Annotated in this window: 24 protein-coding genes; all 24 read left to right on the forward strand. The window is 61.2% G+C overall.

What is annotated here, in order from left to right; all coding sequences use genetic code 11:
* The first annotated feature begins 223 nt into the window (after nt 1-223).
* Nucleotides 224-2,074 (forward strand): DNA helicase RecQ, encoded by a 1,851-nt coding sequence (recQ, locus tag C3Y15_RS06145; RefSeq protein ID WP_034194839.1) that lies wholly within the window; start codon nt 224-226, stop codon nt 2,072-2,074.
* 271 nt (nt 2,075-2,345) lie between these two features.
* Nucleotides 2,346-2,726 (forward strand): 30S ribosomal protein S12, encoded by a 381-nt coding sequence (gene rpsL, locus C3Y15_RS06155; RefSeq protein WP_006400662.1) that lies wholly within the window; start codon nt 2,346-2,348, stop codon nt 2,724-2,726.
* 172 nt (nt 2,727-2,898) lie between these two features.
* Nucleotides 2,899-3,369, forward strand: coding sequence for a 30S ribosomal protein S7 (rpsG, locus tag C3Y15_RS06160; RefSeq protein WP_006477195.1), 471 nt, complete (start codon nt 2,899-2,901; stop codon nt 3,367-3,369).
* Nucleotides 3,370-3,491: 122 nt separating this feature from the next.
* Complete coding sequence (fusA, locus tag C3Y15_RS06165; protein WP_011883003.1) at nt 3,492-5,594, forward strand: elongation factor G; 2,103 nt, start codon at nt 3,492-3,494, stop codon at nt 5,592-5,594.
* Between the two features lie 42 nt (nt 5,595-5,636).
* The gene (tuf, locus tag C3Y15_RS06170) at nt 5,637-6,827 is read left to right on the forward strand and encodes an elongation factor Tu (RefSeq protein ID WP_011882996.1); all 1,191 of its coding nucleotides are present in this window, start codon (nt 5,637-5,639) and stop codon (nt 6,825-6,827) included.
* A 281-nt stretch (nt 6,828-7,108) separates the two neighbouring features.
* Nucleotides 7,109-7,420, forward strand: a complete 312-nt coding sequence (gene rpsJ / locus C3Y15_RS06175; RefSeq protein ID WP_004199280.1) for a 30S ribosomal protein S10 — start codon at nt 7,109-7,111, stop codon at nt 7,418-7,420.
* A 178-nt stretch (nt 7,421-7,598) separates the two neighbouring features.
* The gene (gene rplC / locus C3Y15_RS06180; protein WP_006752926.1) at nt 7,599-8,249 is read left to right on the forward strand and encodes a 50S ribosomal protein L3; all 651 of its coding nucleotides are present in this window, start codon (nt 7,599-7,601) and stop codon (nt 8,247-8,249) included.
* A complete protein-coding gene (gene rplD / locus C3Y15_RS06185) occupies nt 8,249-8,869 on the forward strand; it encodes a 50S ribosomal protein L4 (RefSeq protein WP_006477192.1) in 621 nt (206 codons plus the stop codon). Before rplC ends, rplD begins: the two co-directional genes overlap by 1 nt.
* Nucleotides 8,866-9,180 (forward strand): 50S ribosomal protein L23, encoded by a 315-nt coding sequence (rplW, locus tag C3Y15_RS06190; RefSeq protein WP_004199275.1) that lies wholly within the window; start codon nt 8,866-8,868, stop codon nt 9,178-9,180. The genes rplD and rplW overlap by 4 nt, the downstream gene beginning before the upstream one ends.
* A gap of 2 nt (nt 9,181-9,182) precedes the next feature.
* The gene (rplB, locus tag C3Y15_RS06195) at nt 9,183-10,010 is read left to right on the forward strand and encodes a 50S ribosomal protein L2 (protein WP_011883004.1); all 828 of its coding nucleotides are present in this window, start codon (nt 9,183-9,185) and stop codon (nt 10,008-10,010) included.
* 10 nt (nt 10,011-10,020) lie between these two features.
* Nucleotides 10,021-10,296: a 30S ribosomal protein S19 gene (gene rpsS, locus C3Y15_RS06200; protein WP_004199273.1), complete on the forward strand. Its 276-nt coding sequence runs from the start codon at nt 10,021-10,023 to the stop codon at nt 10,294-10,296.
* A 12-nt stretch (nt 10,297-10,308) separates the two neighbouring features.
* Nucleotides 10,309-10,638, forward strand: coding sequence for a 50S ribosomal protein L22 (gene rplV, locus C3Y15_RS06205; protein ID WP_004199272.1), 330 nt, complete (start codon nt 10,309-10,311; stop codon nt 10,636-10,638).
* An 11-nt stretch (nt 10,639-10,649) separates the two neighbouring features.
* The gene (gene rpsC, locus C3Y15_RS06210; protein ID WP_006482899.1) at nt 10,650-11,450 is read left to right on the forward strand and encodes a 30S ribosomal protein S3; all 801 of its coding nucleotides are present in this window, start codon (nt 10,650-10,652) and stop codon (nt 11,448-11,450) included.
* Between the two features lie 2 nt (nt 11,451-11,452).
* Nucleotides 11,453-11,869, forward strand: a complete 417-nt coding sequence (gene rplP / locus C3Y15_RS06215; protein ID WP_006482873.1) for a 50S ribosomal protein L16 — start codon at nt 11,453-11,455, stop codon at nt 11,867-11,869.
* A 9-nt stretch (nt 11,870-11,878) separates the two neighbouring features.
* Nucleotides 11,879-12,073, forward strand: coding sequence for a 50S ribosomal protein L29 (gene rpmC, locus C3Y15_RS06220; protein ID WP_006400652.1), 195 nt, complete (start codon nt 11,879-11,881; stop codon nt 12,071-12,073).
* The gene (gene rpsQ / locus C3Y15_RS06225) at nt 12,070-12,342 is read left to right on the forward strand and encodes a 30S ribosomal protein S17 (protein ID WP_006752928.1); all 273 of its coding nucleotides are present in this window, start codon (nt 12,070-12,072) and stop codon (nt 12,340-12,342) included. Before rpmC ends, rpsQ begins: the two co-directional genes overlap by 4 nt.
* Before the next feature lie 309 nt (nt 12,343-12,651).
* Entirely contained in the window at nt 12,652-13,020 is a 369-nt protein-coding gene (rplN, locus tag C3Y15_RS06230) for a 50S ribosomal protein L14 (RefSeq protein WP_006752929.1), read from the forward strand.
* A gap of 9 nt (nt 13,021-13,029) precedes the next feature.
* Nucleotides 13,030-13,338 (forward strand): 50S ribosomal protein L24, encoded by a 309-nt coding sequence (rplX, locus tag C3Y15_RS06235; protein WP_006477187.1) that lies wholly within the window; start codon nt 13,030-13,032, stop codon nt 13,336-13,338.
* A 16-nt stretch (nt 13,339-13,354) separates the two neighbouring features.
* Nucleotides 13,355-13,894: a 50S ribosomal protein L5 gene (gene rplE / locus C3Y15_RS06240; protein ID WP_011883005.1), complete on the forward strand. Its 540-nt coding sequence runs from the start codon at nt 13,355-13,357 to the stop codon at nt 13,892-13,894.
* A 7-nt stretch (nt 13,895-13,901) separates the two neighbouring features.
* Nucleotides 13,902-14,207, forward strand: coding sequence for a 30S ribosomal protein S14 (gene rpsN / locus C3Y15_RS06245; protein WP_011883006.1), 306 nt, complete (start codon nt 13,902-13,904; stop codon nt 14,205-14,207).
* Between the two features lie 14 nt (nt 14,208-14,221).
* Entirely contained in the window at nt 14,222-14,617 is a 396-nt protein-coding gene (rpsH, locus tag C3Y15_RS06250; RefSeq protein ID WP_006477185.1) for a 30S ribosomal protein S8, read from the forward strand.
* Between the two features lie 18 nt (nt 14,618-14,635).
* The gene (rplF, locus tag C3Y15_RS06255) at nt 14,636-15,166 is read left to right on the forward strand and encodes a 50S ribosomal protein L6 (RefSeq protein ID WP_011883007.1); all 531 of its coding nucleotides are present in this window, start codon (nt 14,636-14,638) and stop codon (nt 15,164-15,166) included.
* Between the two features lie 12 nt (nt 15,167-15,178).
* Complete coding sequence (gene rplR, locus C3Y15_RS06260) at nt 15,179-15,544, forward strand: 50S ribosomal protein L18 (RefSeq protein ID WP_006477183.1); 366 nt, start codon at nt 15,179-15,181, stop codon at nt 15,542-15,544.
* A 15-nt stretch (nt 15,545-15,559) separates the two neighbouring features.
* Nucleotides 15,560-16,078, forward strand: coding sequence for a 30S ribosomal protein S5 (rpsE, locus tag C3Y15_RS06265; protein WP_006752931.1), 519 nt, complete (start codon nt 15,560-15,562; stop codon nt 16,076-16,078).
* Nucleotides 16,079-16,088 lie beyond the last annotated feature (10 nt).

The raw sequence follows: 16,088 nt of genomic DNA on the forward strand, positions 1-16,088 counted from the left end.
CGCTTCCCGTTGCCTTATTCGCTGTCGTCGAAACCGCCCGGTCCGCCGGGCGGTTTTTTTTGTCCGTCGTCCACGCGCATGACGGGCTTGCCGCACGATCGGGCAGGCCCGTCATGCGCGCGCGCGAACCCGTCCGATCGGCCGACGTTGCACGATACGCCGTGCGTTGTGCGGGCGGGTTGTTAAAATTGCGGTCATCCTTCCGCTGTCCTATCTCTCATTCATGTCCCGCGCCCTCGAAATCCTCGACGAAGTCTTCGGTTATTCCGCCTTTCGCGGCCAGCAGGGCGAGATCGTCGAACACGTCGCCGGCGGCGGCGATTGCCTCGTGCTGATGCCGACGGGCGGCGGCAAGTCGCTGTGCTACCAGATTCCTGCGCTGCTGCGCCGCGAGGCCGGGCAGGGCGCCGGCATCGTCGTGTCGCCGCTGATCGCGCTGATGCAGGACCAGGTCGCCGCGCTGCGCGAAGTCGGCGTGCGCGCCGCGTACCTGAACTCGACGCTGTCCGGCGCCGAGGCCGCCGCGACCGAGCGCGCGCTGCGCGAAGGCGAGATCGATCTGCTGTACGTCGCGCCGGAGCGTCTGATGACCGGCCGCTTCCTCGAGTTGCTCGAGCGCGCGAGGATCGGCCTGTTCGCGATCGACGAGGCGCACTGCGTGTCGCAGTGGGGGCACGATTTCCGGCCTGAATACATCCAGCTGTCGGTGCTGCACGAGCGTTTCCCGTCGGTGCCGCGCATCGCGCTGACGGCCACCGCCGACGCGATCACGCGCGACGAGATCATCCATCGTCTCGCGCTCGACGATGCGCGCGTGTTCGTGTCGAGCTTCGACCGCCCGAACATCCGCTACCGGATCGTCGAAAAGGACAACGCGCGCGCGCAGCTGCTCGACTTCATCCGCGCCGAACACACGAACGCGGACGGCACGACCGACGCGGGCGTCGTCTACTGCCTGTCACGTCGCAAGGTCGAGGAGACGGCCGAATGGCTGAAGGCGCAAGGCGTGCGCGCGCTGCCGTATCACGCGGGGATGGAGTTCGAGGTGCGGCAAAAGCACCAGGAAATGTTCCAGCGCGAAGAAGGCGTCGTGATGTGCGCGACGATCGCGTTCGGCATGGGCATCGACAAGCCCGACGTGCGCTTCGTCGCGCACCTCGATTTGCCGAAGAGCGTCGAGGGCTACTACCAGGAAACCGGCCGCGCCGGGCGCGACGGTTTGCCGGCGAACGCCTGGATGGCGTACGGCCTCGGCGACGTCGTGCAGCAGCGCAAGATGATCGACGAATCCGATGCGGACGACGCGCACAAGCGCGTGCAAACGTCGAAGCTCGACGCGCTGCTCGGGCTGTGCGAGACGATCTCGTGCCGGCGCGTGCGCTTGCTGAATTACTTCGGCGAGGCGAGCGAGCCGTGCGGCAACTGCGATACCTGTCTCGAGCCGCCCGATTCGTGGGATGCGACGCGCGAGGCGCAGATGGCGCTGTCGTGCGTGTTCCGCGCGCAGCGCGCGAGCGGCTTCAATTTCGGCGCGAGCCATCTGATCGAGATCCTGCGCGGCGCGCGCACCGAGAAGGTCCTGCAGCGTGGCCACGATCAATTGAGCACCTTCGGGATCGGCGCGGCGCTGTCCGAGCCCGAGTGGCGCGCGATTTTCCGGCAACTGGTCGCGTACGGCTATCTGGCCGTCGATCACGGGGGCTTCGGCGCGCTCGTGCTGACCGAGGCCGCGAAGCCGGTGCTGAAGAATGAGGAGAAGGTGACGCTGCGCCGCTACGTGAAGCCGCAGCGCTCCTCGCGCCAGTCGTCCAGCCGCAGCGGCACGCGCGTCGACCCGACGGCCGGCATGGGCGCGCGCGAGCGGGCACGCTGGGACGCGCTGCGCGCATGGCGCGCGGAAACCGCGAAGTCAGACGGCGTGCCGGCGTATGTGATCTTCCACGACGCGACGCTCGCCGAAATCGCGCGCAACGCGCCGGAGACGATCGAAGACCTGCGCCATATCCCCGGCATGGGCGTGCGCAAGCTCGAACGCTTCGGCGACGAGATCATCGACGTCGTCGAATCGGCGTGATCGAAGCGTGACGGCGGCGCGCGGGCAGCACGACCGTGTCCGTCCCAACCGTCGACGTAAACCGGCCGCGCGCCCGGCAAATCACGCAAGCCGTTGACTTAGTTGGTATTTCCGGAATATGATGTTGGGTTCCGGTATTCGGTGGGCCGAGTCGCGTCGAGCGCTGTTCGAAGGTTCGTGCCCGTATCGCCGGTTCGGAAGTCAACTGTGCGCCGATTTTCGCTTTGCCCGAAATCGGTGTGCAGATTTTGTTCAATTTCAGGAATAAACAATGCCAACCATCAACCAACTGGTTCGCAAAGGCCGTCAGTCGGAAACGACGAAGAGCAAGAGCCCGGCCCTGCAGGACTGCCCCCAGCGTCGCGGCGTGTGCACCCGTGTGTACACGACGACGCCGAAGAAGCCGAACTCGGCACTCCGTAAGGTTGCCAAGGTTCGTCTGACGAACGGCTTCGAAGTGATTTCGTACATCGGCGGTGAAGGCCACAACCTGCAGGAACACTCGGTTGTGCTGATCCGCGGCGGCCGTGTGAAGGACTTGCCGGGTGTGCGTTACCACATGGTTCGCGGCTCGCTGGATACCCAGGGCGTCAAGGACCGTAAGCAAGCGCGCTCGAAGTACGGCGCGAAGCGTGCAAAGGCTGCCAAGTAAGCAGTTTTTGATCAGGGATCGCCGCAGGGCGGTCAAGGCGGGAGTGCCGGATTGCCGGTGCTGTCGAGTAAGTGGTCACCCGGCCAAGCTGGTTAGTCGTGAAGATGTGATCGGGTTTGTTGGTGGCCGCGGAGCTGGATGCAGCTCCAACTGAACAGGTAAAGGAAGAATCATGCCGCGTCGTCGCGAAGTCCCCAAGCGGGAAGTGTTGCCGGATCCGAAGTTCGGCAACGTTGATGTAGCCAAGTTCATGAACATGCTGATGCTGTCCGGCAAGAAGTCGGTTGCAGAACGCATCGTTTATGGCGCATTCGAACAGATCCAGACCAAGGGTGGCAAGGACCCGCTGGAAGTGTTCACCGTTGCGCTCAACAACGTGAAGCCGGTGGTCGAAGTGAAGAGCCGCCGCGTTGGTGGTGCCAACTATCAAGTTCCGGTCGAAGTGCGCCCGTCGCGTCGTATGGCATTGGCGATGCGCTGGCTGCGTGAGGCTGCGAAGAAGCGCAGCGAGAAGTCGATGGCTCTGCGTCTGGCAGGCGAACTCTCCGAAGCGGCCGAAGGCCGTGGCGGCGCGATGAAGAAGCGCGATGAAGTTCACCGCATGGCAGAAGCCAACCGCGCGTTCTCGCATTTCCGTTTCTAAGCGCCTGGCTGGGCTGTAGCGGAAATAAATTCCGGGCGGGTGCGCTTTTCAGGCGCCTCGCCCGTTTGTGTTGAGGCGTGATGCAGCAGGGCTGCGTCACGTCATCCCAGTAGAGGATCAAAGTGGCTCGCAAGACTCCCATCGAGCGCTACCGCAATATCGGTATTAGCGCTCACATCGACGCCGGCAAGACGACGACGACCGAGCGCATTCTGTTTTACACCGGTGTGAACCACAAGATCGGTGAAGTCCACGACGGCGCAGCAACGATGGACTGGATGGAGCAGGAACAGGAGCGTGGCATCACGATCACGTCCGCTGCAACCACGGCCTTCTGGAAGGGCATGGGCGGCAACTATCCGGAACACCGCATCAACATCATCGACACCCCGGGCCACGTCGACTTCACGATCGAAGTCGAGCGCTCGATGCGCGTGCTCGACGGTGCGTGCATGGTCTACTGCGCAGTGGGCGGCGTGCAGCCGCAGTCGGAAACGGTGTGGCGCCAGGCGAACAAGTACAAGGTGCCCCGTCTCGCGTTCGTCAACAAGATGGACCGTACCGGCGCGAACTTCTTCAAGGTCTACGACCAGCTCCGTCTGCGCCTGAAGGCGAACCCGGTTCCGGTCGTGGTGCCGATCGGCTCGGAAGAAAACTTCAAGGGCGTGGTCGACCTGATCAAGATGAAGGCGATCATTTGGGACGAAGCGTCGCAAGGCACGAAGTTCGACTACGTCGACATCCCGGCCGAGCTCGCGGAAACCTGCAAGGAATGGCGCGAAAAGATGGTCGAAGCGGCTGCTGAAGCCAGCGAAGACCTGATGAACAAGTACCTGGAAGAAGGCGATCTGCCGGAAGCCGACATCATCAAGGCGCTGCGCGACCGTACGATCGCGTGCGAAATCCAGCCGATGCTGTGCGGTACCGCGTTCAAGAACAAGGGCGTGCAGCGCATGCTCGACGCCGTGATCGACTTCCTGCCGTCGCCGGTCGACATTCCGCCGGTCAAGGGCGAACTCGAAAACGGTGAAGCGGCAGAGCGCAAGGCATCGGACGAAGAGAAGTTCTCGTCGCTGGCGTTCAAGATCATGACCGACCCGTTCGTCGGCCAGCTGATCTTCTTCCGTGTGTACTCGGGCGTCGTCAACTCGGGCGACACGCTGCTGAACTCGACCAAGGGCAAGAAGGAACGCCTCGGCCGGATTCTGCAGATGCACGCGAACCAGCGTGAAGAAATCAAGGAAGTTCGCGCCGGCGACATCGCCGCTGCGGTCGGCCTGAAGGAAGCAACCACGGGCGACACGCTGTGCGACCCGGCGAACCCGATCGTTCTCGAACGCATGGTGTTCCCGGAGCCGGTGATTTCGCAGGCCGTCGAGCCGAAGACGAAGGCCGACCAGGAAAAGATGGGCCTCGCGCTGAACCGTCTGGCGCAGGAAGACCCGTCGTTCCGCGTGCAGACCGACGAAGAATCGGGCCAGACCATCATTTCGGGCATGGGCGAGCTCCACCTCGAAATTCTGGTCGACCGGATGAAGCGTGAATTCGGCGTGGAAGCAACCGTCGGCAAGCCGCAGGTTGCATACCGCGAAACGATCCGTTCGACGGCGAAGGACGTCGACGGCAAGTTCGTCAAGCAGTCGGGTGGTCGCGGCCAGTACGGTCACGCGGTCATCACGCTCGAGCCGAACGAGCAGGGCAAGGGCTACGAGTTCTTCGACGAGATCAAGGGTGGTGTGATTCCGCGTGAATACATCCCGGCGGTCGACAAGGGTATCCAGGACACGCTGAAGTCGGGCGTGCTGGCCGGCTTCCCGGTCGTCGACGTGAAGGTTCACCTGACGTTCGGTTCGTACCACGACGTCGACTCGAACGAAAATGCGTTCCGCATGGCCGGTTCGATGGCGTTCAAGGAAGCAATGCGCAAGGCGAACCCGGTCGTCCTCGAGCCGATGATGGCTGTCGAAGTCGAGACGCCGGAAGACTACATGGGCAACGTGATGGGCGACCTGTCGGGCCGTCGCGGTATCGTCCAGGGCATGGAAGACATGGTTGGCGGCGGCAAGATCGTTCGCGCCGAAGTGCCGCTGTCGGAAATGTTCGGTTACTCGACGTCGCTGCGCTCGCTGACGCAAGGTCGCGCAACGTACACGATGGAGTTCAAGCACTACGCCGAAGCTCCGCGCAACGTTGCTGACGCGATCATCAGCGCGAAGTCGAAGTAAATCTGAAGCTACCCAACCGATATTTTTTGAAAGAAGAGAATCATGGCAAAAGAAAAGTTTGAGCGGACCAAGCCGCACGTCAACGTTGGTACGATCGGTCACGTTGACCACGGCAAGACGACGCTGACGGCAGCGATCACGACGGTGCTGACGAAGAAGTTCGGCGGCGAAGCGAAGGCCTACGACCAGATCGACGCGGCACCGGAAGAAAAGGCGCGCGGCATCACGATCAACACGGCACACGTCGAGTACGAAACGGCGAACCGCCACTACGCACACGTCGACTGCCCGGGCCACGCCGACTACGTGAAGAACATGATCACGGGCGCAGCGCAGATGGACGGCGCGATCCTGGTTTGCTCGGCAGCAGACGGCCCGATGCCGCAAACGCGCGAGCACATCCTGCTGGCACGTCAGGTTGGCGTTCCGTACATCATCGTGTTCCTGAACAAGTGCGACATGGTGGACGACGCTGAACTGCTCGAGCTGGTCGAGATGGAAGTTCGCGAACTCCTGTCGAAGTACGACTTCCCGGGCGACGACACGCCGATCGTGAAGGGTTCGGCCAAGCTGGCGCTGGAAGGCGACACGGGCGAGCTGGGCGAAGTGGCGATCATGAACCTGGCAGACGCACTGGACACGTACATCCCGACGCCGGAGCGTGCGGTTGACGGCGCGTTCCTGATGCCGGTGGAAGACGTGTTCTCGATCTCGGGTCGCGGCACGGTGGTGACGGGTCGCGTCGAGCGCGGCATCGTGAAGGTCGGCGAGGAAATCGAAATCGTCGGTATCAAGCCGACGGTGAAGACGACCTGCACGGGCGTTGAAATGTTCCGCAAGCTGCTGGACCAGGGTCAGGCAGGCGACAACGTCGGTATCCTGCTGCGCGGCACGAAGCGTGAAGACGTGGAGCGCGGCCAGGTTCTGGCGAAGCCGGGTTCGATCACGCCGCACACGCACTTCACGGCTGAAGTGTACGTGCTGAGCAAGGACGAAGGCGGCCGTCACACGCCGTTCTTCAACAACTACCGTCCGCAGTTCTACTTCCGTACGACGGACGTGACGGGCTCGATCGAGCTGCCGAAGGACAAGGAAATGGTGATGCCGGGCGACAACGTGTCGATCACGGTGAAGCTGATTGCGCCGATCGCGATGGAAGAAGGTCTGCGCTTCGCAATCCGCGAAGGCGGCCGTACCGTCGGCGCTGGCGTCGTCGCCAAGATCATCGAGTAACATCGACGATCCGCGGGCCCTTCACGGGCTCGCGCGTCACGGCAGCTGTCGTGCCGTCGAAACCGGGTGTCCAGTTTGATCTGGCGCCCGGTTTTTTTGTGGTGCACGCAGCGCGGTATTGACAAATGCGCGCCACCGCTTTGATTTTTCGTGTAGAATCGCGGGCTTAGCAGTGGAAGTACCGTTCGGGACGTGTCGCCTCGCTCCCCGCAGGCAACAGGTCTCGCGTTCTTTTAGTGTCCGGCGATGCAAGATCGCCTCGCTCTTTTCAAGGAATCGTCATGCAGCAACAGAAAATCCGCATTCGCCTGAAGGCTTTCGACTATCGTCTGATCGATCAATCGGCTGCCGAAATCGTCGATACCGCGAAGCGGACTGGCGCAATCGTCCGTGGCCCGGTGCCGCTGCCGACGCGCATTCAGCGTTTTGACATTCTGCGTTCGCCGCACGTCAACAAGACGTCGCGCGATCAGCTTGAAATCCGTACCCACCAGCGCCTGATGGACATCGTCGACCCGACGGACAAGACGGTTGACGCGCTGATGAAGCTCGATCTGCCGGCAGGCGTCGACGTAGAAATCAAGCTGCAGTAAGGCTTCTGGCGCTGCCGGGCTTGCCGGGCGGTGCTAAGTCTTTGTATTGCTTGCGGAAATCGAAGAGTCGGGCTATACTGCTTGGCTTTTCGCGCATTCGCGTAAAAAAGTCGGGCCTTGCGTGCCCGGCATTTTGTAAATCAGCCCCGACCAATCGCAGTCGGGAATGGAGAAAATGATGAGCCTTGGACTCGTAGGTCGCAAGGTTGGCATGACCCGTATCTTCACGGCTGAAGGGGATTCGATTCCCGTCACCGTGCTGGACGTGTCGGACAACCGCGTGACGCAGATCAAGACTGTTGAAACCGACGGCTACACGGCCGTGCAGGTTGCATTCGGCTCCCGCCGCGCATCGCGCGTGACGAAGCCGCTGGCAGGTCATCTCGCCAAAGCCGGTGTCGAAGCCGGTGAAATCCTCAAGGAATTCCGCATTGACGCGGCCAAGGCAGCCGAGCTGTCGAATGGCGCCGTGGTCGGTGCAGATCTTTTCGAAGTAGGCCAGAAGGTCGACGTGCAAGGCGTGTCGATCGGTAAGGGCTACGCCGGTACGATCAAGCGTTACAACTTCTCCTCCGGCCGTGCCACGCACGGTAACTCGCGCTCGCACAACGTGCCGGGCTCGATCGGTATGGCGCAGGATCCGGGTCGCGTTTTCCCGGGTAAGCGCATGACGGGTCACCTCGGTGACGTTACGGTGACGGTGCAGAACCTCGAAATCGCTCGTATCGACGCAGAGCGCAAGCTGCTGCTCGTCAAGGGCGCGATTCCGGGCGCGAAGGGCGGCAAGGTTTTCGTGACGCCGGCCGTCAAGACCAAGGGGGCGAAATAATGGAACTCAAGCTCCTGAACGAAAATGGTCAGGAAGGTGCAGTGGTCAACGCGTCGGACGTCGTGTTCGGTCGTGATTACAACGAAGCGCTGATCCACCAGGTCGTCGTCGCGTACCAGGCGAATGCTCGCCAGGGTAACCGCGCACAGAAGGACCGTGAGCAAGTCAAGCACACCACCAAGAAGCCGTGGCGTCAGAAGGGTACGGGCCGCGCTCGTGCCGGTATGTCGTCGAGCCCGTTGTGGCGTGGCGGTGGTCGCATCTTCCCGAACTCGCCGGAAGAGAACTTCTCGCACAAGGTCAACAAGAAGATGCATCGCGCAGGTCTCTGCTCGATCTTCTCGCAGCTGGCCCGTGAAGGCCGTCTGTCGGTCGTCGAGGACATCATCCTCGAAGCGCCGAAGACCAAGCTGCTGGCCGACAAATTCAAGACCATGGGTCTCGACTCCGTCCTGATCATCACGGATACGGTCGACGAGAACCTGTACCTGGCTTCGCGCAACCTGCCGCACGTGGCGATTGTCGAGCCGCGCTACGCTGACCCGCTGTCGCTGATCTACTTCAAGAAAGTGCTGGTCACGAAGGCTGCGGTCGCCCAGATCGAGGAGTTGCTGTCATGAGCGAGATTCGCAAGAACGATCATCGTTTGATGCAGGTCCTGCTCGCACCGGTGATTTCCGAAAAGGCGACGCTGGTTGCCGACAAGAACGAGCAGGTCGTGTTCGAAGTCGCACCGGATGCCACGAAGCAGGAAGTGAAGGCGGCTGTCGAGCTGCTGTTCAAGGTTGAGGTTGATTCGGTCAACGTGCTGGTTCAGAAGGGCAAGCAAAAGCGCTTCGGCCGTTCGATGGGCCGTCGCAAGGACGTGAAGAAGGCGTACGTTTGCCTGAAGCCCGGCCAGGAAATCAACTTTGAAGCGGAGGCCAAGTAATCATGGCAATCGTGAAAGTTAAACCGACTTCGCCGGGTCGCCGCGCGATGGTCAAGGTGGTCAACAAGGATCTGCACCAGGGCAAGCCGCACGCGGCACTGCTCGACACGCAGAGCTCGACCGCCGGCCGTAACAACAACGGTCGCATCACCACCCGCCATAAGGGCGGTGGTCACAAGCATCACTATCGTATCGTCGACTTCCGTCGCACGAAGGATGGCATTCCGGCAAAGGTCGAGCGTCTCGAGTACGACCCGAACCGCAGCGCGAACATCGCGCTGGTGCTCTACGCTGACGGCGAACGTCGCTACATCATCGCCCCGAAGGGCCTGACCGTCGGCCAACAGCTGATGTCGGGTTCGGAAGCGCCGATCCGTGCAGGCAACACGCTGCCGATCCGCAACATTCCGGTCGGTACGACGATCCACTGCATCGAGATGCTGCCGGGCAAGGGCGCGCAAATGGCGCGTTCGGCTGGCACGTCGGCCATGCTGCTGGCGCGTGAAGGCGTCTACGCGCAGGTTCGTCTGCGCTCGGGCGAAATCCGCCGCGTGCACATCGAGTGCCGTGCAACGATCGGTGAAGTCGGCAACGAAGAGCATAGCCTGCGCCAGATCGGCAAGGCTGGCGCGAACCGCTGGCGCGGTATCCGCCCGACGGTGCGTGGCGTTGCGATGAACCCGGTCGATCACCCGCACGGTGGTGGTGAGGGCAAGACGGCTGCAGGTCGCGATCCGGTGAGCCCGTGGGGCACGCCGACCAAGGGTTATCGCACCCGCAGCAACAAGCGCACGACGACGATGATCGTCCAGCGCCGTCACAAGCGTTAAGGAGTAGGCAATGGCACGTTCTGTAAAAAAAGGTCCGTTCTGCGACGCCCATTTGCTGAAGAAAGTTGAGGCGGCTGCAGCTTCGCGCGACAAAAAGCCGATCAAGACCTGGTCGCGTCGCTCGACGATTCTGCCGGATTTCATCGGCCTGACGATCGCTGTTCACAACGGCCGTCAACACGTTCCGGTGTACATCTCGGAAAACATGGTCGGCCACAAGCTTGGCGAGTTCGCACTGACCCGTACGTTCAAGGGTCACGCAGCCGACAAGAAGGCCAAGAAATAAGGGGCAATCAAGATGGAAGTGAAAGCAATTCATCGCGGTGCCCGCATCTCGGCGCAAAAAACGCGCCTTGTGGCTGACCAGATCCGCGGTTTGCCGGTCGACAAGGCGCTGAACGTTCTGACGTTCTCGCCGAAGAAGGCGGCTGGCATCGTGAAGAAGGTTGTGCTGTCGGCAATCGCGAATGCGGAGCACAACGAAGGCGCCGATATCGACGAGCTCAAGATCAAGAGCATCTACGTCGACAAGGCTGCATCGCTCAAGCGTTTCACCGCGCGCGCCAAGGGCCGCGGTAACCGCATCGAGAAGCAATCCTGTCACATCACTGTGACGGTCGGGAATTAAGGAGCCATACGATGGGACAGAAAATTCATCCGACTGGCTTCCGCCTGGCTGTCAGCCGCAATTGGGCTTCGCGTTGGTACGCGAACAACAACAATTTCGCGGCGATGCTGCAGGAAGACATCGGTGTTCGTGAATACCTGAAGAAGAAGCTGAAGAACGCTTCGGTCGGTCGGGTCGTCATCGAGCGTCCGGCAAAGAACGCGCGCATCACGATTTACAGCTCGCGTCCGGGCGTCGTCATCGGCAAGAAGGGCGAGGATATCGAACAGCTGAAGACGGAACTGCAACGCCGCATGGGCGTGCCGGTTCATGTCAACATCGAAGAGATCCGCAAGCCGGAAACCGATGCTCAACTGATCGCTGACTCGATCACGCAACAGCTCGAGCGCCGGATCATGTTCCGTCGCGCGATGAAGCGTGCGATGCAGAACGCGATGCGTCTGGGTGCCCAGGGCATCAAGATCATGAGCGCAGGCCGTCTGAACGGTATCGAAATCGCTCGTACGGAGTGGTATCGCGAAGGTCGCGTGCCCCTTCACACGCTGCGCGCCGATATCGACTACGCAACCTCGGAAGCGAAGACGACCTACGGCATCATCGGTGTCAAGGTTTGGGTTTACAAGGGCGACACGCTCGGCCGCAATGACGCGCCGGTGGTCGAAGAAGTAGCCGAAGACAAGCGTCCGCGTCGCAATGCGCGTCCGGGCGACCGTCGTCCGCGCCGTGACGGCGAAGGCGGCGCTCCGGGTGCTCGTCGTGGCGCACCGCGCCGCGGCGCCGGCAAGCCGGAAGACGGCAAGACTGGAGAATAACGATGCTGCAACCGAAACGCAGGAAGTATCGCAAAGAGCAGAAGGGTCGTAACACCGGCAAGGCGACGCGCGGCAACGCGGTGTCGTTCGGTGAATTCGGCCTGAAGGCGATCGGTCGCGGCCGTTTGACCGCGCGTCAAATTGAAGCAGCGCGTCGTGCAATGACGCGTCACATCAAGCGTGGCGGCCGCATCTGGATCCGGATCTTCCCGGACAAGCCGATCTCGCAAAAGCCGGCCGAAGTGCGTATGGGTAACGGTAAGGGTAACCCGGAGTACTACGTCGCCGAGATCCAGCCGGGCAAGATGCTCTATGAAATGGACGGCGTAACCGAAGAACTGGCACGCGAAGCGTTCCGTCTGGCTGCAGCGAAGCTGCCGCTGAAGACGGCGTTCATCGTGCGCCAGCTCGGCGCCTAAGGAGAAAACATGAAGGCTTCCGAACTTCTCCAGAAAGACCAGGCCGCGCTCAACAAGGAGCTGGCGGACCTGCTGAAGGCGCAATTCGGCCTGCGCATGCAACTCGCGACCCAGCAGCTCACGAACACGAGCCAGCTGAAGAAGGTTCGTCGCGACATCGCACGTGTGCGGACCGTCATGACTCAGAAGGCGAACCAGAAATGAACGATAGCGTGAAAACCTCGCTGAAGCGGACGCTGGTCGGTCGGGTCGTCAGCAACAAGATGGACAAGACCGTCACCGTGCTGATCGAGCACCGCGTCAAGCACCCGATCTACGGCAAGTATGTCGTGCGTTCGAAGAAGTACCACGCGCACGATGAAGCGAACACCTGCAACGAAGGCGATCTCGTCGAAATCCAGGAAACCCGTCCTGTTTCGAAGACGAAGGCCTGGACGGTGTCGCGCCTCGTCGAAGCAGCTCGCGTCATCTAAGCGGGCAGAGCAGTAGGCAGTAACAGGCACTTCGCCATGAAGTGCTTGAAATCGCAAAGTTTTTGCTTGCGTGACCGGGATTATTTGTTATAATCCCGGTCTTCCCTCTTTATGGGAGCCCCGTCGCGGGCGAAGTTGGTGGGGGAAGCGGACTGGCGCCAGCCTGTCCGAAAGATTCACCGAATTGCGATGGCGGGTTTCGTTTGCCGTCGCTGCTGTTCCAACCCAAGCAGCCGATTGGCTGACGGGACCAAGACTGACCGTATGCATCATGGTGGTGCATCCGGATTAAGTTGGGAAAGACAAACCATGATCCAGACCGAATCTCGGCTCGAAGTAGCCGACAACACGGGTGCGCGTGAAGTCATGTGCATCAAGGTGCTCGGCGGCTCGAAGCGTCGTTATGCCGGCATTGGCGACATCATCAAGGTGACCGTCAAAGAAGCAACGCCGCGCGGGCGCGTGAAGAAAGGCGAAATCTACAACGCCGTGGTGGTCCGCACCGCCAAGGGTGTTCGCCGTCAAGACGGCTCGCTGATCAAGTTCGACGGCAACGCCGCTGTGCTTTTGAATAACAAGCTTGAGCCGATCGGCACCCGCATTTTCGGGCCGGTGACGCGTGAGCTGCGTAGCGAACGATTCATGAAGATCGTTTCGCTGGCGCCGGAAGTGCTGTAAGGAGTCGCGATGAACAAGATTCGCAAAGGTGACGAAGTGATCGTCGTCACTGGCAAGGACAAGGGCAAGCGCGGCGTCGTGCTGGCTGTCGGTGCTGAACATGTGACGGTTGAGGGTATCAACCTCGTCAAGAAGCATGTGAAGCCGAACCCGATGAAGGGTACGACGGGCGGCGTGGAAGCGAAGACGATGCCCCTGCATATTTCGAACGTCGCACTGGTCGACGCGAATGGCAAGGCGTCGCGTGTTGGCATCAAGGTCGAGGAAGGCAAGAAGGTTCGCTTCCTGAAGACGACCGGTGCCGTACTGAGCGCCTGACGCAGCGGAGTAAAAAATGGCTCGTTTTCAAGAGTTTTACAAAGAAAAGGTTGTGCCCGGCCTGATCGAGAAGTTCGGTTACAAGTCGGTCATGGAAGTGCCGCGCATCACCAAGATCACGCTGAACATGGGTCTTGGCGAAGCGATCGCTGACAAGAAGGTTATCGAGAACGCCGTTGGCGACCTCACGAAGATCGCCGGTCAGAAGCCGGTCGTCACGAAGGCACGCAAGGCAATCGCAGGCTTCAAGATCCGCCAGGGCTATCCCATCGGCGCGATGGTGACGCTGCGCGGCCGTGCGATGTACGAGTTCCTCGACCGTTTCGTGACCGTTGCCCTGCCCCGCGTGCGTGACTTCCGCGGCGTGTCGGGTCGTGCCTTCGATGGCCGCGGCAACTACAACATCGGTGTGAAAGAGCAGATCATTTTCCCCGAAATCGACTACGACAAGATCGACGCACTGCGTGGGCTGAACATCAGCATCACGACGACTGCGAAGACCGACGACGAAGCAAAGGCTCTGCTCGCCAGCTTCAAGTTCCCGTTCAGAAACTGAGGTTACCGTGGCTAAACTGGCACTGATCGAACGTGAAAAGAAGCGCGCCCGCCTGGTCGCGAAGTTCGCAGCAAAGCGCGAAGCGCTGAAGGCGATCGTCGAAGACCAAAGCAAGTCGGAAGAAGAGCGCTACGAAGCACGCCTGGAGCTGCAGCAACTGCCCCGCAACTCGAACCCGACCCGCCAGCGTAACCGCTGCGCGATCACGGGCCGTCCGCGTGGCACGTTCCGTAAATTCGGCCTCGCGCGCAACAAGATTCGTGAAATCGCATTCCGTGGCGAGATTCCTGGCCTGACCAAGGCGAGCTGGTAATAGGAGAAACGTAAATGAGCATGAGTGATCCTATCGCCGATATGCTGACTCGCATCCGCAACGCGCAGATGGTCGAGAAGGTATCGGTCGCGATGCCCTCGTCGAAGGTCAAGGTTGCAATCGCGCAAGTCCTGAAGGACGAAGGTTATATCGACGATTTCGCCGTGAAGGCGGAAGGTGCGAAGTCCGAACTGAATATCGCGCTGAAGTACTACGCAGGTCGCCCGGTCATCGAACGCCTCGAGCGCGTGTCGAAGCCTGGTCTGCGCGTGTACCGCGGTCGTAACGACATTCCGCAGGTCATGAACGGCCTGGGCGTGGCAATCGTTTCGACGCCGAAGGGCGTGATGACCGACCGCAAGGCGCGCGCTACCGGCGTCGGCGGCGAAGTCATCTGCTACGTCGCTTAAAGCCGAGGAGAGAGAAACATGTCTCGAGTAGGTAAGAGCCCGATCGCGCTGCAAGGCGCGGAAGTCAAGCTGGCCGACGGTGCGATCACCGTCAAGGGCCCGCTGGGCACCATCACGCAGCCGGTGAATCCGCTCGTGAACGTGGCGAACAACGACGGCACGCTGAATCTGGCGCCGGTCAACGAAAGCCGCGAAGCAAACGCAATGTCGGGCACGATGCGCGCGATCATCGCGAACGCCGTGCACGGCGTGACCAAGGGTTTCGAGCGCAAGCTGACGCTGGTTGGCGTCGGTTACCGTGCGCAAGCGCAAGGCGACAAGCTGAACCTGTCGCTGGGTTTCTCGCACCCGGTGGTGCACCAGATGCCGGAAGGCGTCAAGGCTGAAACTCCGACGCAAACCGAAATCGTGATCAAGGGGATCAACAAGCAACAAGTCGGTCAAGTAGCTGCGGAAGTTCGCGGTTACCGTCCGCCGGAGCCCTACAAGGGCAAGGGCGTGCGCTATTCCGACGAGGTTGTGATCCTCAAAGAAACGAAGAAGAAGTAAGGGTGCGCAATCATGGATAAGACTCAATCTCGCCTGCGCCGCGCTCGCCAGACGCGTATCAAGATCGCTGAGCTGCAGGTCGCGCGTCTCGCCGTGCATCGCACGAACACGCACATCTACGCTCAAGTGTTCTCGCCCTGCGGCACCAAGGTGCTCGCCAGCGCGTCGACGCTCGAAGCAGAAGTGCGCGCCGAACTCGCCGACAAGTCGGGCAAGGGCGGCAACGTTAATGCCGCGACGCTGATCGGCAAGCGTATTGCCGAAAAGGCAAAGGCTGCCGGCATCGAATCCGTCGCCTTCGACCGCTCGGGCTTCCGCTACCACGGCCGCGTCAAGGCGCTGGCTGAGGCAGCTCGCGAAGCTGGGCTCAAGTTCTAAGGGAAGGAATTCGTCATGGCAAAGATGCAAGCGAAAGTTCAGGCTGACGAACGCGACGACGGCCTTCGCGAAAAGATGATTTCGGTCAATCGCGTGACCAAGGTCGTGAAGGGTGGCCGTATTCTCGGCTTCGCCGCACTGACCGTGGTCGGCGATGGTGATGGCCGCATCGGTATGGGCAAGGGCAAGGCGAAGGAAGTGCCGGTCGCTGTCCAGAAGGCAATGGAACAGGCTCGCCGCAACATGTTCAAGGTGCCGCTCAAGAACGGCACGCTGCAGCACGAAGTGCACGGCAAGCATGGCGCATCCGCAGTCCTCCTCGCTCCGGCGAAGGCAGGTACGGGCGTGATCGCCGGCGGCCCGATGCGCGCAGTGTTCGACGTGATGGGCGTGCAGAACGTCGTGGCGAAGAGCCACGGTTCGACGAACCCGTACAACCTCGTTCGCGCCACGCTGGACGGTCTGCGCAAGCAGTCGACCCCGGCAGACATCGCGGCGAAGCGCGGCAAGTCCGTCGAAGATATTTTGGGCTAAGCCCGGGTGG

The organism is Burkholderia sp. B10 (genome assembly GCF_004368385.1).
Lineage (GTDB): Bacteria > Pseudomonadota > Gammaproteobacteria > Burkholderiales > Burkholderiaceae > Burkholderia > Burkholderia vietnamiensis.

Bases quoted from the DNA above. Each gene is read 5' to 3' on its own strand.
- recQ (WP_034194839.1), top strand. From the start codon at position 224: ATGTCCCGCGCCCTCGAAATCCTCGACGAAGTCTTCGGTTATTCCGCC.
- rpsL (WP_006400662.1), top strand. From the start codon at position 2,346: ATGCCAACCATCAACCAACTGGTTCGCAAAGGCCGTCAGTCGGAAACG.
- rpsG (WP_006477195.1), top strand. From the start codon at position 2,899: ATGCCGCGTCGTCGCGAAGTCCCCAAGCGGGAAGTGTTGCCGGATCCG.
- tuf (WP_011882996.1), top strand. From the start codon at position 5,637: ATGGCAAAAGAAAAGTTTGAGCGGACCAAGCCGCACGTCAACGTTGGT.
- rpsJ (WP_004199280.1), top strand. From the start codon at position 7,109: ATGCAGCAACAGAAAATCCGCATTCGCCTGAAGGCTTTCGACTATCGT.
- rplC (WP_006752926.1), top strand. From the start codon at position 7,599: ATGAGCCTTGGACTCGTAGGTCGCAAGGTTGGCATGACCCGTATCTTC.
- rplD (WP_006477192.1), top strand. From the start codon at position 8,249: ATGGAACTCAAGCTCCTGAACGAAAATGGTCAGGAAGGTGCAGTGGTC.
- rplW (WP_004199275.1), top strand. From the start codon at position 8,866: ATGAGCGAGATTCGCAAGAACGATCATCGTTTGATGCAGGTCCTGCTC.
- rplB (WP_011883004.1), top strand. From the start codon at position 9,183: ATGGCAATCGTGAAAGTTAAACCGACTTCGCCGGGTCGCCGCGCGATG.
- rpsS (WP_004199273.1), top strand. From the start codon at position 10,021: ATGGCACGTTCTGTAAAAAAAGGTCCGTTCTGCGACGCCCATTTGCTG.
- rplV (WP_004199272.1), top strand. From the start codon at position 10,309: ATGGAAGTGAAAGCAATTCATCGCGGTGCCCGCATCTCGGCGCAAAAA.
- rpsC (WP_006482899.1), top strand. From the start codon at position 10,650: ATGGGACAGAAAATTCATCCGACTGGCTTCCGCCTGGCTGTCAGCCGC.
- rplP (WP_006482873.1), top strand. From the start codon at position 11,453: ATGCTGCAACCGAAACGCAGGAAGTATCGCAAAGAGCAGAAGGGTCGT.
- rpmC (WP_006400652.1), top strand. From the start codon at position 11,879: ATGAAGGCTTCCGAACTTCTCCAGAAAGACCAGGCCGCGCTCAACAAG.
- rpsQ (WP_006752928.1), top strand. From the start codon at position 12,070: ATGAACGATAGCGTGAAAACCTCGCTGAAGCGGACGCTGGTCGGTCGG.
- rplN (WP_006752929.1), top strand. From the start codon at position 12,652: ATGATCCAGACCGAATCTCGGCTCGAAGTAGCCGACAACACGGGTGCG.
- rplX (WP_006477187.1), top strand. From the start codon at position 13,030: ATGAACAAGATTCGCAAAGGTGACGAAGTGATCGTCGTCACTGGCAAG.
- rplE (WP_011883005.1), top strand. From the start codon at position 13,355: ATGGCTCGTTTTCAAGAGTTTTACAAAGAAAAGGTTGTGCCCGGCCTG.
- rpsH (WP_006477185.1), top strand. From the start codon at position 14,222: ATGAGCATGAGTGATCCTATCGCCGATATGCTGACTCGCATCCGCAAC.
- rplF (WP_011883007.1), top strand. From the start codon at position 14,636: ATGTCTCGAGTAGGTAAGAGCCCGATCGCGCTGCAAGGCGCGGAAGTC.
- rplR (WP_006477183.1), top strand. From the start codon at position 15,179: ATGGATAAGACTCAATCTCGCCTGCGCCGCGCTCGCCAGACGCGTATC.
- rpsE (WP_006752931.1), top strand. From the start codon at position 15,560: ATGGCAAAGATGCAAGCGAAAGTTCAGGCTGACGAACGCGACGACGGC.